This is a genomic window from Bacteroidales bacterium (assembly GCA_035299085.1).
In the GTDB taxonomy this organism is placed as follows: domain Bacteria; phylum Bacteroidota; class Bacteroidia; order Bacteroidales; family UBA10428; genus UBA5072.
The window spans coordinates 1-16,517 of the sequence record DATGXG010000042.1; the positions used below are offsets into that span (position 1 = coordinate 1).

Here is a 16,517-nt window from a genome sequence, read left to right on the forward strand (position 1 = left end):
TCTTCATTTCTTCATTCCTTCATTCCTTCATTCCTTCATTCCTTCATTCCTTCATTCCTTCATTCCTTCATTCCTTCATTTCTTCATTTCTTCATTTCTTCATTTCTTCATTTCTTCATTTCTTCATTCCTTCATTCCTTCATTGAAAGCGCCCCGGTTGGACAAGATACAGCGCATTTTGCAGCCGCATGCGAAAGACTTTCATTAAAACTTTTGCCCAGCGATGGCGTAATGACCACATCAAATCCCCGCCCTTCAAAGGCTAAGCCGAATTTTTCCCCTTCATGCACGCTTATATCCACACAAAGCCCACATTTGATGCACTTTTCGGGTTCATAAACAAGAAGATCATGCTGAACCTGTTTGGTCATGATTTTACGATCGCCTGCCATAAATTTTTTGCGGTCGACCTGGTATGCATCAGCATGCATACGGAGCAGGCAGCTATCCTGTTTGCGGCAGTCGCAATGCATGCAACGCAGTGCTTCTCTTGTGGCGTTAGAAGCAGTAAAACCAGTTTTGAGGTCAGCATTGGTTTCAAGGCGGGATATTCTGCTTGCTTCTTTCAAATACTCTTCTATTTCTTCAGGCAACAACCGGTCAAATCTCGAATTGAACATTTTCCCGGGTTTATCATAGGATTCCCCTTGAAGATATTGATGCACAGCCATAGCAGCAGTTTTACCCTGTGCCCCTGATCGTACTGCCATTTTGTGAGGCCTTACAGCACTTCCGCAAACAAAAATACCGGGTACTGAAGCCGACATATTTTTTTCGTTTACTTCAAACCCTGTGTTATTCGTGGTTACAACGTCTCTCAGTATTGTTTCCGTTTTTATATCTCCGGTGGCCAGCACGATGGCATCATAGGTTCCCCGGATACGGGTATCAAAATATTCCGGGGTAATCAGGGTATTGCAATATAGAGTGGCTCCCATTGACATCAGAATGGTTACCTCATGATCAATGATTTCTTTAGGAAGGATTTCTTCTGAAATAACATATCTCAGGGTTCCTCCCGTCAGTGCTGATTTCTCAAAAATGTCGCATGAATGGCCCAGTCGCAACAGGTAATACGCCGTGGATAATCCGGCTGGCCCGCTTCCTATCACGGCTACTTTTTTGCCTGAATTAAATTCCTTTTCGTTTCGCTTGTTTGATATAGATTCTGCAACAAGATCTTTTCCTGTTGCCGCTGTAAATCTTTTTAAGGTACAAACGGAAACGGCTTCATCAGCTTGTTTCCGCCTGCAGGCTTTCTCACAGGGCGCCGGGCATATATAACCCAGCACATAAGGCAGGGCAATATCTTCTTTTACTACGGTAAGCGCTTCGGTAAAACGGCCTTCAGCAATTAGCCGGTTCATCAGGGGAATATTCATGCCTGCGGGACATCCGAGACTACATGGCGCTTCACAATCGCCCGAATGATCGCTTAATAGCAGTTCAAGGGCCTGGCGCCGGGTTGTTTTTACATCCTCATCACCGGCCGATATATCCATGCCGTCAGCTACAGTTACAGCACAAGAGGGTACAATGGACTTCGTTTTATTGTCCTTCACCACACACACCATGCACGAAGGGTGATTTCCATATCCCTTAAGATAACACATGGAGGGAATATGAATCCCGGCTCTCCCGGCTGCTTCAAGAATGGAAATACCTTCCTCTGCCTGTATTTCAATATGGTCTATCTTCAGACGGATCATGCTATTGTGTAATTATTGCGGTTACCGGACATATGCCGCGGCATATATCGCATTTGATGCATTTTTCATTATCAATATAGTGTACTTCATAAGGCTTCGCTTCAATGGCATCCGAAGGACACCGCTGGGCACATTTGGTGCAACCGATGCATTCATCCGTCACTGTATACTTAATAAGATCTTTGCATTTGCCGGTCGGACAATGACCCTGTATATGGGCCATGTATTCTTCCCTGAAATACCTTATGGTGGTGAGAACCGGGTTGGGGGCTGATTTTCCGAGTCCGCACATACTTCCTGATTTGGTACTCTGTCCCAGTTCTTCAAGAAGGTTGATATCGGCTTCTGTACCCTTACCTGTGCAGATCTTTTCAAGGATTTGCAGCATCCGCGTGGTGCCGATACGGCAGAATGTGCAGCGGCCGCACGACTGGTTCTGGGTGAACGACAAAAAGTACCGGGCAATGTCGACCATACAATCGGTATCATCCAGAACGATAAGGCCTCCCGAGCCCATCATGGCGCCGGCTTCTTTCAATGAAGCATAGTCAATGGGAATATCAGCCATTGAAGCCGGGATACATCCTCCCGATGGCCCGCCGATCTGAATGGCTTTGAATTTTCTGCCATTGGCCACACCTCCTCCGATACCTTCTACAATCTGGCGGATCGTGATGCCCATGGGGACTTCGATAAGGCCGCCGCGATTTACTTTTCCGGCCAGCGCGAATACTTTGGTACCCTTGCTGTTTTCAGTGCCGGTATTGCTGAATGCCTCGTATCCTTTTCTGATGATCCAGGGCACAAGCGACAGAGTTTCCACATTGTTGATAAGGGTTGGTTTTCCCCATAATCCTTTCTCGGCAGGGTAGGGCGGCCGCATAGTAGGAAGACCCCTTTTGCCTTCAATTGAGGCAATCAGCGCCGTTTCTTCACCACATACAAACGCACCGGCACCTTCAAAAATGCTGATTGAAAAACTGAATGCACTGTTCAGGACAGTATTTCCTAAAATACCTTCCTGGTAGCAAATCTCAATCGCTTCACGTATTCTTTTCACAGCCAGGGGATATTCAGCCCTGATATAGAAAATTCCTTTACCCGCACCGGCAGCATATGCGGCAATCATCATTCCTTCAATAATACGGAATGGATAGGATTCAAGCAACATCCGGTCCATAAATGCTCCCGGGTCGCCCTCATCACCGTTACAGATCATATACTTTATATCAGAAACGGCATCACTGACAAGTTTCCACTTTATGGCGGAAGGGAAACCGGCTCCCCCTCTGCCTCTCAGGCCACTGTTTGAAATGATTTCAATTACTTCGGAAGGGTTGTGATCCCGCAGGCATTTTTCAAGTGCCCTGAAACCTCCTTTATTCCTGTATTCTTTAATATCACCGGGTTTCAGCTCACCCCGGTACTCTGTGGCAATGCTGATTTGTGATTCAAGAAACTGAGAAAACAAGGTTTCTTTGTTTCCCGGATCAAAGTAGGTGAATGTTTTGGGAATTTCAGCATTCACCATCGAATCAAAGAAATTATAAATCCCTGACCTGGCTTTATCCATCATATTAGCCGGTTTGAAGTGGCTTTTGATTACCTCGCGCACTTCTTCAGGTTTAATTTTGGCATATACTGCCGGCGCTTCTCCTTCTTTGTGAATTTCAAGAATGGGCACCTGGTTGCAAATTCCTACACAGCCTACCTGTTTCACATCCACCTGGATATTATGCTGTTGAAGGGTTTCTTCAAGGGCTGTTTTAACAGCCTGGCTCCCACTGGCAATGCAGCACGATCCTAATCCTATGCGAATCTCACCTTGCAAACGTTCAGGCTTCAGCGAATGAGCCGAAGGGATGACAACCGAAGGGGTTTCACGATTAAGAAAGTTATGGATGACCTCTTCCACCTGCCCTGAACTCACATGACCATATGTTATATCATCAATCTGCACTACCGGGGCCAGGGTGCAGCATCCCAGGCAGGCTACTTTTTCGAGTGTAAACAATTTGCCGGTATCGGTATCTTCATTCTTTTCGAGATGCAGGGTCCTTCTGAATGCATCGTAAACGAGACCCGCCCCTTTTACATGGCAGGCGGTGCCTATACAGACTTTGATAATATGCCTTCCAACCGGTTTCAGCCTGAACTGTGAATAGAAACTGGCAATACCGTGAATCGATGAGGGCGTTATGGAAGTGGTCTCATAAACCCTTTTCAACGCCTCTTCCGGCAGATGGTTAAATTCCTTCTGGATGGCCTGGAGTATGGGAATTACTTTATCGGGAGTATTCCCGATTTTGCCGGTCAGCTGATCCACTTTATTGTTTATATCCTCCGTCATTTTCCTATACAATAAAGAGTGGCCTCGCCCCTCAGGTAAATTCTTCCGTTGGTAAATGCAGGAGTTGCAGCTATGAATTCTCCAAGCTTTGATTCAGCAATTGGCTTGAATTCCTTATCAGCAGCGAAAATGTGCATAACACCAGAAATATCACTTACATATACTCTGTTTTCAACAATCATCGGTGAGGCATAAATGTTTTTACCGAAATCCTTTTCCCAGTATTTTTCTCCGGTGACTGCATCATAGCAAACCATGGTTCCGTAGCTTGTGGCAAGGAACAAATACTTATCGTTTGCTGCAGGACTTGGAATGTCTGATAAATATTCATCGGTTTCCCACAAAACGGATGGCTGATCGCCGATTTTTATAGCGGTTACTTTGGAATAATCATTCACCGAGAATACAATACCATTTGAATATGCCGGTGACGGGCCTACCTCACCTGAAATGCATTCGATTTTCCATAATTCCTTCCCATTAGCCGGATTGTATGCCACCATATAGGGCTCAGCCACGGTCAGAACAAGGTTTCCACCGGGAGTACCGGCAACTATGGGTGATGACCATGATGTCTTCACAGTCCGGCCGGTGCTCCAAACTGTAGCTCCGTTTTCTGCCGACAGGGCCATTATTTTTTGTGATGAACGCTGATCAAACTGCACGATGATATTCCCATTGGCATAGGCCAGCGAAGAAGCATGGCCGTAATGATTTTCAGGTAACCCAAGATCCCGTTCCCACATCTTTTTTCCATCCGGACTTACTCCTGCAATATCACCGGTGGCAAAAATCGCATACACGCCATTGGCGTCGGCAACAGCTGTAGGTGCTGCATAACCGGTTTCCTCGTTCACTTTTGGCTTTTTGGTGCCGTTGCCAACTCTGACCGACCATAATAATTCTCCGCTATTGCGGTTAAAGGCATATATTTCCTGCTTTTCCGTACTTGAGCCGGTAACATAAATATTATCCCCCCATATTATAGGTGAGTTGTTTCCTGCAAGAGGTATGGCAGTTTTCCACAATACATTTGTGCCCGAAGCACCATCCCATTTCACCGGTATGTTTTTCTTCGTGGACACGCCGGCATTTCCCCTGAAATTGGGAAAGTTATCATTTATAGCTGTAGGTGTGGGATTTTCAGAAGTTGTCTTTTCAGCAGTTGACGGCAAAATCCCTGAAGTATCGTTGGCAGTCTGTTCTGCAACACTTGCCGTCGAATCCGACAAATCAAGATTATTAACCTGTATCTCTCCTGATTCAAGGTCCCGGACCAATGAAGCCTCAGATCCTCTGTTCATCATACCGAGGCGTTCAGTAAGGTCATTTTTTGTCAGGAAACCAAAAAATATTGTTGCGACTAATATAGCTGCACCGCTGATTACAATCCATTTCCGGGCTTTGCGATTCTGTAAAAGAGTTTCATCAGTGTTTTCCGCACCCGGCATGGGATTAATTTTTTTCCGGTATTCAATAACCTGCATGGCTATGATCATGAGCGCCAGCGCAGCCAATAACATGTATCCACCTGTTCGGATCTGCCATTGACTTGTGAAATAAGCCTTGCGTGATAACAGGTCAAGTGTGCGGATCTGTGTCCGGAGAGATGAATCAGCAGGGTTTTCATTCAACCGCTCAACAAGCGAATTGATCACAGGCATATTCACAGGATCCGCCTTTTTGAACTGGATATAGTTGGCAATCATGAGAACGCCGACCAGCAAGGCAAACACCCCGGCCACAACAGCAACCCTGTTCCAAAACCGGTTGCTACCCCATGTATTTTTTAATATATCCTGGCTCATTGGCATATTAGCAAATTAGCACATTATCACATTACTTAATTGGACAATACGGCACACACCTCACACAACTGTAACAGTTTCCCTTATTGGTCAGGTATTCATCCCTGTACCTGAAAATGGTCAGCCGGGCTAATGTAAGACCGAACACAAGCCCGATGAAACCGCCAAGGATCCAGCTGCCCACGTAAAACCTGTATACTATGGATGCAGCTTCTCTATAAAGATTTTCAACCACAGATCCTGATGATTGAAAAGCTTTGATTTCATCTGGCAGGGTGGCATTGTTTATATTTTTATCAATGGTCATCATTTCTTCTGCCAGCCTTACTTTGAAATTTACATGCGCCAGTTCACCATGAAACCTTGATACCGACCAGCCAGTCACTAAAATGAGCACCGGTGTAATTAATCCGTAAATCATCATCTTCTTTACAAGACCGCGGTTGTCTTTTTTACTTTCAAGCCCCGTAGGTTTATCAATAGCATCGAAGGGGCATGCCGATTCACAAAGACGGCAATTGACGCATTTTCCGTTGGCAATTGACAGATGCCGGCGCGAAACACGGCTTACAAGGTTGAGCAGAACTCCGTATGGGCAAAAGAACCGGCAATAGGGACGTGCTACAAAAATGCCCGTTACGAGCAATATTCCGCCTATTCCAAAAATCAAAGAAGAACCGCTGTGCCTGAAAAATTCAACAAACGGATCATAGCGGCAAATGATGAAATCGGTGCCTGTAGCTGCATACAAAACGGCAAGCCCCAGGTAAATAAACGGAATCAGACCAAATACATATCGGATCCATGGCTTAAGGCTTACAGGCCGCAGCGCGATGATATCCTGGATGGCACCAAGGGGACAAACCCCGGCGCAGAATGTTCTTCCGAAAAACAACGTAAAGCCCAGCGGTGCAATGAAGAATATGATGGCAGTAACCGGTATGGTATATTCGGGATGAAAGAGGGCCATACTGACGTTTTGCAATGAACCAACAGGACAAATGCAGCCGTTCCTGTAAAAACCGAAATAGAGAAGACTGAAGACCGAAATCCAGAATACCGCCTTTCTGGACCGCTTTTTAATAATGACCCACGTGATGACTGAGAGCGTGGCAAGGAATACTGCTATATCCAGGTATTCAAAGAATACTGGCTGTACCTTTGAGATCTGTGTTTGAGGAATTTTGTAGTCACCTTCGAATTCCGGCGCAGGGAAACGTTGCGCGATAATATCAAAGGTTGAAACGGAAAGAACCAGTATCAGGAAGAAGTATTTGATTTTATGCTTCATGCCTTCAGCCTCCGATTTTCAGATCTTTAAACCCTTTCAAAGAATAGGGAGAATCGGTATCCACCCTGGTGATGGCTTGTGACGGGCAATTCCTGGCTATGGAGCACTGGTTGCAGTTAAGGCAGAGTTGTTGTTGTATCTGAAGCTGTAAAGATCCGTTTCCGAAGGCTCCGCAATTTTTCACACACTTGCCGCATGCGATGCAAAGTTCTTCAACAATTTTATATTCGAAATACGGTTCTTCTACAAAGGTTCTTACAATGGCATTAGTAGGACAAAGACGGTTTTCCGCTGCAGTGTTCAGCTCTTTGGAACCCTGCTTCAGGTATCCGCTGCAAAGGTCGCAGTAACCGCACATATCAGTAACATGCACACATTTCACGGCGGAAGTCTGCAGCACACATTCTGTTGTGCATTTACCGCACTGTATGCACTTGGCCGGATCGATCTGCCAGGTAGTTTTACCGTTTACCGAACGGGTTGAAAGACCAACGCCGATCAATCCAAGTCCGGCCCCTATTCCGATACGGAGGCCGGTATTTATAAAATCTCTCCGGTTAAATTTTGTCTTTTCCTTCATAGGTTTCTGTTTCCTTTTCGGTTTTAACAAAAACATTGATGCGGTTATAGGCATCCAGGACGAAGATTGTACCCCGGCTGTCTGTCGCCATATCTTTAACCAGGTTATTCCTGCCAAGCTGAAAATCTGTCTTTCCTTTAAAACTCCCTGCTCCTGCCACAAAACAGCTGAATTCACCTGCCTGGTTATATATTTTTATTTTATCAATCCCTTTTTCGTACGTTACAAAACTACCGTCGGGTAACAGGCTCATGTGAGCAGGATTGCAGCAGCCTATGAATGGCTCTGTAGTGCATGTGTTTCTGCCCCATGAAGTCCTCATTGTACCGGACAGGCTGAAGTTCTCAAGCTCAAGCCGGCCGGGATTTACAATCCAAAGATCATCAAAATTACCGATGGCAATGTCAAGGTAAAGACTCGGAATGATCAGTCCGGGAGCCCCGGATAAGCTGTCCTTATGGCCAAGTTCTGCAATAATGTAGCCTGAAGCATTATACTTCAGGATTTTTTTGTTTATGGCATCCGCTGCATAAACGTATTCATCATCCGCTGCTAATGAAGTGATGAATCCTTTGTTATTTATTGGTTTGAATACCCCTGAAATTTTTCCAGCTTTATCATAACACAACACCCGGTTCCCCGTTCCGACATAAACACGTTCATGATAGACAGTAATGCATTGAGCCGTTGAGTCAATAAGAAATTCTCCTGATTTTTTACCTTCCGTATCAAACCGGCTTACTGTGCCGGCTCCGCAAACATAAATTCCATTCTTGTCATCTGTGGCAATACCGGCAAGATCATGCATTCCGGTTTCAATCACCGTTATCCTTATATATCCGACACGCAATGAATCGATTTTCTTAAGACCTGTTAAATCATCACCACAGCAAGAGGAAGAATTAAACCCCGTATCATGCCTGAACAGGTCACTGGCGATAAGGTAAACAGCCAGAATCAGCAACAGAACAGAAATTCCGATGATGAACTTTTGTTTCATGTTCAGGGTTTAGCTTTTATATCGACACATACCATTTTCTTTGAACTGCGCAAAATAAGCATTCCGTCAGCAATGGCAAAAGGTCCCCAGGCATCCTGACCTTCAACGACACGTGCTTTGTCAAGTACCTCAAATTTCTTTGTGCTGTACCTGGCGATTGTCACCTCTCCTTCATCATTCAGGATGAAGAACTTGTTATCGGCCACCATATAGGGGCCTAATCCGAATCGTTCGCCGGCAGGGCTTGTCCACAAAAGTTTTCTAAAATCATCAGGCGAAGCGCAAACAAACTGATTCCTGGTTGCCCCGGCGTCTTTGGTTTGTATATTAAAAACAAATCCGTCTTTAAAGACAGGCGTCTGCTGTTCAGAAGCCATACCTTCTGACGGTTTGTACTTCTGTAATGTTTCTGCTCCAAAACTGCCTCTATTACTGCTGATCCTGAATAGGGCAGCGCCGGCTCCATATCCTGCCGTGACAAAGATCCTGTTTTGCCCCACATACAGCGGAGAGGGAGCAATCACATTCGGACTGAAATCTTTTGTCATCCACAACAGCCTGCCACGATCACTTTCTTCAGCTGAAATGCCGCACAGACCGCCCAATGCATTGTAAACATACATCCGCTTTCCGGCAATTGTCATGGGTACAACCGATGAGTGCGACATTTTGAGGCTGTCAGGATTCGGAGTCTGCCATACTACTTTACCAGTTTCGCAATCAACTCCCATTAACAGCGATTTGCCGCCAACGGCAATGACGGCCACATTCTGATCCATAATCGGGCATTGCCCTGTATACCAAAGTGGCTCAGAAGCATTATAATCTCTTACCAGGTCGATTCCCCATTTTAGGTCACCTGTAATGGCATCACAGCACATGACATGGCAGCGGGGGCCGATAGTCACAACATATTTTTCATTAACGGCCGGAATCGTTCTGGACATGCCGTGGTTCCTTTTAATTTTAACATTGTAACCGCGCCGCCAGAGCTCTGTGCCATTTGTCAATGCATAGCAATGCAGGATGTCTCTTTCTTTGCGTTCATCGTAGTCGAGCACATAAACTCTTCCGTTGAAAATTGCAGCTGCCGCATGGCCTTCACCAAGGTCCTTCTCCCATAGTATGCGCGGGCCTTCTGAAGGCCATTTATCGATCAGTCTTATGTTTTCCCTGTAAATGTTATCAAAGTTTTTACCCCTGAAATTGGGCCATTGTCCTGAAAGACCCGTTATAGCGGTTGTACTGTCAAGACGGTTAAAGAATTCCCCGATGATTGTTGAATCGCCCCTTGTTGCTTTAACAGGCCTGTTATCTAAGCCTGGCACACTTTCAGCAAACGATCTGACTGGATTATGTAAAAACCAGAACAGGAACAGACCGCTGAAAAACAGAATAATTAAATAAATAAAATATTTCTCTCCTCGCTTAATCATTTGAAATATCATAAGCCATCAGGGCATCGCCGTGCCGGATATACATCACGCCTTTGTCAATAAAGGGCGTGGCAAGATGCTCCCTGGTTCCCTTTTCAATCTTAAAACTGCTTATCAGACTCATTTTGGAACCTTCAAGGCTGATCAGGCTAACCGTTCCGTTTTCGGAATAGCTGAACAGCTTATTATCAGCTGCCAAAACCGGTCCCCTGAAAACACGCAATGAATCGGTCACTTTGCCGCTGTTGATATCGATTCCCCTGATCTTTTGCCGTACATCGCTGTAATAGAGCATATCATTCATCTTTACCGGACTATGAAGCCCGCTTCTCACATTGTTTAGGCGCCATTTCTCCTGTACGCTTTTACCGTCGGCTGCCAGTTCAAGCTTTGTAAGCCGGCTTCCGCTTTCTGAAATGTAGTATATGCAACCATCAGAACAGACGGGCGTGGCAAATTGATTATTATACAGAACCTGGTTTTGCTCACGGCTCCAGAGCAGTTCACCGGTAGCAGCATCAATTCCTGAAAAATACTTATGTGTAAGAGTTACAATTACTTTTCTTCCGGGTAAATTGACAACAACAGGTGAACAAAAAGATACAGAATCACCCGTTCCCTTTGATGTCCATATTGTTTTTCCGGTTAAACGGTTTAAAGCAGCCACATTGTTTTCAGTTCCACCGGGGTGGCAGTATACCACATCTCCGTCCACAAGCAGTGATTCGCCATAACCTGCAGCATGCATGAGACCGTTGAACTGGCTCATCATATCCACCGACCACACCTCTGAACCCTTTCTCAGATCAAAACAACTAACTCTTCCCATACCTGAGCAGATATATACCAGGTCACCTGCGATTGTAGGTGTAGAACGTGGTCCGGAGTATTTCTCACTCGAAGTGTCATTCTGGGGGTATTCAGGGCCATAGGGTGATTTCCACAGCAATTCTCCTTTAGTATTGAATGTAAAAAGAAAACCAGTGCCGCTTATCGAACCGTTTACCACCACGAACTCGTCTTTGGCTACCGGGCAGCTGTACCCTTCACCGATATTCTCAACCGACCATAACAGGGAAGGTCCTTTTTCAGGCCACTTTGTCATCAGGTTTGTGCCTTTGTAGATTCCGTCACGGTTTTCACCCCGCCACTGGCTGGTAACCTGGGCAAATAAACCTGTATAAACAAAAAGACCTGTAATAATCAGTGTGGTTAGCTTGATGGTTTTCATACAATATGGATTTAATCAATGTTTTGGACTATACTGTATAAAGATACCAAATGACCAATCCGCACCCATTCCCGAAATGTTAAAATTGGTTAAATTGTGTAAACGGTTTATTTTGCCTTTATATCATAGGCCATGAGCGCGTTGTTATGCCTGAGGTATAATATGCCGTTGTGAATCACAGGATGAGCCCAGAAAGGACCCACGTTACCCTGGGTAACCTTGAAACTGCTTACGAGGTTGAACTTTTCAGGTGCTGCCTTCACAAGGCCCACGTTACCTCCCTTTTCATCATATATATATAACATGCCTTCAGCCGCAATCAGTGAACCTTTGTTGTTCCATTTCTGCTCCCACATGGTCTTCCCGGTATTCCAATCAATGCAGCACCAGTTACCGTTGCCATTATTTACCCAGTTTGAACCGTAAATATAGCCGTTGATTAATACCACACCACCGTGATGGTCGTCAAGGGTTGCGTCTGTCCACACAACGCTTGCACTTTTGCCATCGTCAGCTATTTTCACCATCATTCCACCGGTATCATATCCCCCGGTTACGTAAACCATGCCGTCATTATACAGGGGAGTGGTGCATTTGATCAGTTCAAATTTTCTCATATTCGGGTCACTCGATTGCTGGTGCGGGACTTTCCATAAAATATCGCCGTTTGCCGTATTCACAGCATATATATTACCCAGCGTAACATTAACGAGCATTTTATAACCGGCGTACTGCACAAGGATAGGTGAAACATAACCGGGTTTGTCGCCAAGGCTTTTCGATTTCCAGATAATGGCACCGGTTCCTTTATTCAGGGCAATGGTAGCTGTTTCAGGACCTCCGGGTGAATAGTAAAGCTTGTCACCGTCAATCACCAGTGATTCGGCGATTCCCCATCTGCCATAAGTTCCACGGTTCAATTCACTGCCTTTATATGACCATAATACTTTACCGGTTGTGCCGTCAATACAGGCCAGATCACCATATCCGCTGCAGGTATATACCATTTTTCCCTGAACGGTAGGAGTGGCGCGACTCTCGGGATATGATTCATTCCATGCCCGTCCCATAACTGCCTGCCATTTCATTTTCCCTGTCATATCCAGGGCATACAGGATATCGTTTTGTCCGTCGGTACCGGTGATATAAATCAAACCATTTCCAAAGGAAACTGAAGAGTAACCGGTTTTTAATTCAGTGTTGGTCCACAAAAGCTTAGGTCCTTCAGCCGGCCAGGTTTTTAATAAACCGGTTTCAGATGAAACGCCTGTGCGATTATCTTCACGAAATTCACTGATATCCTGCGATTTGACTGTTAAAACCAATATCGACAGGGTAAGAAACAGGAATGTTTTTTTCATATTCAATAAATGAGTTAATAGATATTGATATAGCAAATATGCCTGAATTGAAGATACAAAACAAATAGTGGATAGTTAAAAAGAAAAAAAAGGGATGAAAGCGAAAAAACCAAACACCGAATAAAAAATAGGACTCCTTAGGCTGCCTGAAAGACTGTAGAGAAGGGCAAAACCGAACAAATAAGGACAGAGCAAGCTTGCATCTGTCCTTAGTTGTGACCCCGACAGGACTCAAACCTGTAACCTTCTGATCCGTAGTCAGAAGCCTATCCATTTCATACGTTTTCTTTTCTTTTCAATAAGTTGATATTCAGATTAAATCCTTTTTCTCGTTTTCAATTATTTTATCTATTTTTACCAAAACATTAAACTATCCTTAAACCGGAATTTATGGCTAAGCTAAAAATAGTGCTTTACAAAAGCAAAAAATTGAAAGACGGTCGTCATCCATTAATGGTCAGGATTGCTCATAAAAACAAAACGAAGTATGTTGCAACGGGATTTTCAGCACACCCAGATGAATGGGTGAATGACCAACTGTCAAACGAATATAAAAAGAACCACAAGCTTACCGGGCCAGAATTTGAAAAGGTTAAAGCAACTTTAAGAGCCAAACATGATGAGGTATTCGATTTGTCTCAGGGTGCTCTAATAACTGGTAAGGGAACAAAGGTTGATAAGATTATCAACAAGCTTAAGAAGGATGAAGTAATACTGACTTTCGACCAGCTTACCCAAAAGGTTATCAATGAATGTAAGTCTCTTGGTCGTTTTAAAACAGCCCAATGCTATGACACTATGTTATGTCGTTTCAGGGAGTTTTATGGTAAAATCGATGAACCTGATACTGATAAACGAAAGGAATTGCGTAATAAAGTCGCAATTGATTTTAGTTCTATCAATTATTCTTTTCTAAAAGATTTTGATACCTGGCATAAAAAGAAAGGTAATCAAGAGAATTCACTGGCTGTTTATATGAGACATGCACGTGCGATATATAACCGCGCTATCATGGAAGGTATGGTGTCCAGGGAATCATATCCTTATGGACGTGGTAAATATCAGATTAAAACCAAGGCGCCGAAAAAGCGAGCTATATCTAAGGATGTTTTTAAAGCCATTGAAGATCTTCCTTCTGAAATGATCAATCTAGGATTGTTGGAGGCCAGGAACTATGTTCTTTTTTCGTTCTACATGCGAGGCATGAATTTTATTGATATAGCCTACTTAAAGGTAAAGAATATCAAGGGGGATCGTGTAATTTACAAACGCCTAAAAACAAATAAGGAACTTGATATTAAAATCTTACCTGAAGCCCAAAAAATACTAGATAACTATTTGCCTGGCAAGGATACTGAAGACTACATATTCCCAATTCTTAAAGGTGGTTCACCCGAAAAGGTGAGAGCGGATGAGGCGAATGCTTTGAAGGTATTCAATAAGAATATGAACAGACTTGCTGAATTAGTAGGTTATAAGGATCGGATAACTAGCTATACCGTTAGGCACTCATGGGCTACTATTGCAAAGCGTATCGGTATACCCTTGGCAGCGATAAGCGATAGCCTTTCTCACAGTAGTACAGATATCACACAGGCTTACCTGGATTCAATCGAAAAAGATGAACTGGACAAAGCGAATGAGCTAATTACTGCATAAATTCATAAAGCAGTTCAGTCCTTTTTATATTCAAAAGTGAAATTGTACACTTTGGGCTCTGGTTGCTCAAAAAATAACTTCATAAGAGCAGATGATGAAACATTGACCTTTTGATTTCCATTCCATTCTATTTGAAGTGTAACTATTGCTTTTGGATCTAAATGAGCGTAAGCCTCGTAAGAACTATAAATTACCTTGTATCCAATTTCATCGATATATTGATTATTATATCTTTCGAGCCAATCAAAACCAAGATCAGTCTCATCTTTTGTATAAACTTGAATGTAGACATTACGAGCTGTTGCTGTGCCGACATTCTTCAACTCCAATATTGCCGTTTTTTCCTTAGAAGTTAAGAGTATATTTGCGTTTTCCAAGCTTTTACCTTTATAAAGTACTATTATTTCAGGCTTTCTAAGTTGGATTCCTGCAAGTTCATTGAATTGATCTTGCATTGATTTTGTTTCTTTATCAATACTTGAGGTAGCTAATGAGATGAATTTTTCTTGATTTTCTGTCAATCGATTATAAATTTCTGTAGAGCTTTCTTTTTGATCATTTTTTAAGTCAGACATTGTTACTCGCATGTCTTCTAATGCTTTGTCTATTCTTTCAGATGAATTATAAGATTGCCAAATGGGAATGCCAATACCCATTACCACCAATAAAATAGTCACAATAAGTGACAAATGATTAAATCTTTTGTCTGCAATGTCAAGTTTTGCATCCTTAACTTTATTGTCAATTAGAAGTTCTATCTCACTTTTATCCATATAATTAGATTATTTCCAATAAAAATAACCTACAAAAATGAATATTCAAAGAATAGCAAAGTTTATTTCATAGAAATGGTATATTAAATTATGCGGTCTTTATGACAAGGAATTCAGAGGTAACTCAAGTTAAATGAAATTGGTCATTTATTATATCGATTTTTGTAGCTGATACAATATTGTCCTCTAATCTTTGATCGTTCATTATACCAACCAATCCATAAGGAATTTTTTCTTTAATATCCTTGTACAGAGTTGGAATGTACCAAAGCCCTGAACCACTTAAACCTTCTGGATTAGGTAACATTTTATAGCCTTTATCTTCAAATCCAAAAGCTTTTCTTTTCTTATAACTAATTAATATATTTATTTCAGGTGAAAAATTTAGGCGTACAAAATTGCTTTGAGGAACTATTGAAGTCGGGTAACAAAGTGGCCGTGTTTTCCTATGTTTAATATATGTGATTGGAAATCCAATTATTAAATATTTTAAGGGTACTGATGACGGTATGTGATTAAAAAAAAGATTATTAGTAGTTATAAATTCCTTATTTACTTCAATTTTTTGGATATAAAACTCATTTAGTTTTAAAAATAATATATCTACCCAGTCATTAATTTGACCTTTATTCGGATCAATCCATTCTGCACGGCCTTCAAATGGTAATAATTCATTACCTATTAAAAGACTTAGGTTATGTTTCTCCTCCATATCCAATATATGACCAGATGTAATAATATAAAACCCTTTGGAGTTTTTAAATAATACTCCTGATGCCCAAGGATTACCATTTTTGAAAATCTGAACTGTATGCTTAATGATAATAGGGAAAAGGTAATTTTTTACTGCATCTTTATATGCATCGTCTAAAAAAATGATTGAGTTCATGACAACTTGATTTTATTTTTCATTTCAAAGGTAGGAACAAAAAATAAGTCACTTTTAACAGGGATTGATTTTGAAATTCTAGCGTGTTCTGATTTATGGCAAGCAATGCAGAGGGAAATCAGGTTGTCATAATCGAAGGCCAGGCGTTCGAGTTCTTCCCGGTTCGCTGATATCTCAAATGGCTTTTTGTGGTGAATTTCTTCTGTCTGTCTGACAATTCCCTTCTGCTCACAGATCTCGCATATAGGATTGTCCCGGAGCTTTGCCGCCCTTAATCTTTTCCACCTAGGATCCTGGTATATATCCTGGTAGGCTGCTTTATTTCTGGTGACCGGCTTTGGTTTCTTCCGGCCCAGGTTTATAGTTGGCATCACTTCATGTTTTTATGAAACGAGTCGTTATGGGATTTCCCACAACGGTATATTCTTGA

General features: G+C 42.8%; 13 protein-coding genes. 1 reads left to right on the top strand and 12 read right to left on the bottom strand.

Translation table 11 applies throughout. From position 1 onward, the window contains the following. Positions 1–131: 131 nt before the first annotated feature. The 9 genes from VK179_13745 to VK179_13785 form a co-directional block, all read right to left on the bottom strand. Complete coding sequence (locus tag VK179_13745) at positions 132–1,709, bottom strand: 2Fe-2S iron-sulfur cluster-binding protein (protein ID HLO59806.1); 1,578 nt, start codon at positions 1,707–1,709, stop codon at positions 132–134. Between the two features lies 1 nt (position 1,710). After that, positions 1,711–4,059 (bottom strand): NAD(P)H-dependent oxidoreductase subunit E, encoded by a 2,349-nt coding sequence (locus VK179_13750; protein HLO59807.1) that lies wholly within the window; start codon positions 4,057–4,059, stop codon positions 1,711–1,713. Beyond that, positions 4,056–5,867 (bottom strand): PQQ-binding-like beta-propeller repeat protein, encoded by a 1,812-nt coding sequence (locus VK179_13755; protein ID HLO59808.1) that lies wholly within the window; start codon positions 5,865–5,867, stop codon positions 4,056–4,058. Before VK179_13755 ends, VK179_13750 begins: the two co-directional genes overlap by 4 nt. A gap of 31 nt (positions 5,868–5,898) precedes the next feature. Next, positions 5,899–7,158 (bottom strand): 4Fe-4S binding protein, encoded by a 1,260-nt coding sequence (locus VK179_13760; protein HLO59809.1) that lies wholly within the window; start codon positions 7,156–7,158, stop codon positions 5,899–5,901. A gap of 4 nt (positions 7,159–7,162) precedes the next feature. Continuing rightward, complete coding sequence (locus VK179_13765; protein HLO59810.1) at positions 7,163–7,738, bottom strand: hypothetical protein; 576 nt, start codon at positions 7,736–7,738, stop codon at positions 7,163–7,165. Then, the gene (locus tag VK179_13770; GenBank protein ID HLO59811.1) at positions 7,716–8,738 is read right to left on the bottom strand and encodes a hypothetical protein; all 1,023 of its coding nucleotides are present in this window, start codon (positions 8,736–8,738) and stop codon (positions 7,716–7,718) included. Before VK179_13770 ends, VK179_13765 begins: the two co-directional genes overlap by 23 nt. Before the next feature lie 2 nt (positions 8,739–8,740). Continuing rightward, complete coding sequence (locus VK179_13775; GenBank protein ID HLO59812.1) at positions 8,741–10,174, bottom strand: PQQ-binding-like beta-propeller repeat protein; 1,434 nt, start codon at positions 10,172–10,174, stop codon at positions 8,741–8,743. Further along, positions 10,167–11,405 carry a PQQ-binding-like beta-propeller repeat protein gene (locus tag VK179_13780; protein ID HLO59813.1) on the bottom strand — a complete coding sequence of 413 codons (1,239 nt, stop codon included), beginning with the start codon at positions 11,403–11,405 and terminating at the stop codon, positions 10,167–10,169. The genes VK179_13775 and VK179_13780 overlap by 8 nt, the downstream gene beginning before the upstream one ends. Positions 11,406–11,512: 107 nt before the next feature. Continuing rightward, a complete protein-coding gene (locus VK179_13785; protein HLO59814.1) occupies positions 11,513–12,766 on the bottom strand; it encodes a PQQ-binding-like beta-propeller repeat protein in 1,254 nt (417 codons plus the stop codon). Between the two features lie 390 nt (positions 12,767–13,156). Here VK179_13785 and VK179_13790 point away from each other — a divergent pair, with 390 nt between their 5' ends. After that, the gene (locus VK179_13790; protein HLO59815.1) at positions 13,157–14,425 is read left to right on the top strand and encodes a site-specific integrase; all 1,269 of its coding nucleotides are present in this window, start codon (positions 13,157–13,159) and stop codon (positions 14,423–14,425) included. 14 nt (positions 14,426–14,439) lie between these two features. Here the strand turns inward: VK179_13790 and VK179_13795 are convergent, their stop codons facing one another. The 3 genes from VK179_13795 to VK179_13805 form a co-directional block, all read right to left on the bottom strand. Further along, entirely contained in the window at positions 14,440–15,198 is a 759-nt protein-coding gene (locus VK179_13795) for a hypothetical protein (protein ID HLO59816.1), read from the bottom strand. Between the two features lie 124 nt (positions 15,199–15,322). Further along, on the bottom strand, positions 15,323–16,087 hold the full coding sequence (locus VK179_13800) for a hypothetical protein (GenBank protein ID HLO59817.1): 765 nt from the start codon (positions 16,085–16,087) through the stop codon (positions 15,323–15,325). Then, entirely contained in the window at positions 16,084–16,458 is a 375-nt protein-coding gene (locus VK179_13805) for an HNH endonuclease signature motif containing protein (protein HLO59818.1), read from the bottom strand. The genes VK179_13800 and VK179_13805 overlap by 4 nt, the downstream gene beginning before the upstream one ends. Between the last annotated feature and the right edge of the window lie 59 nt (positions 16,459–16,517).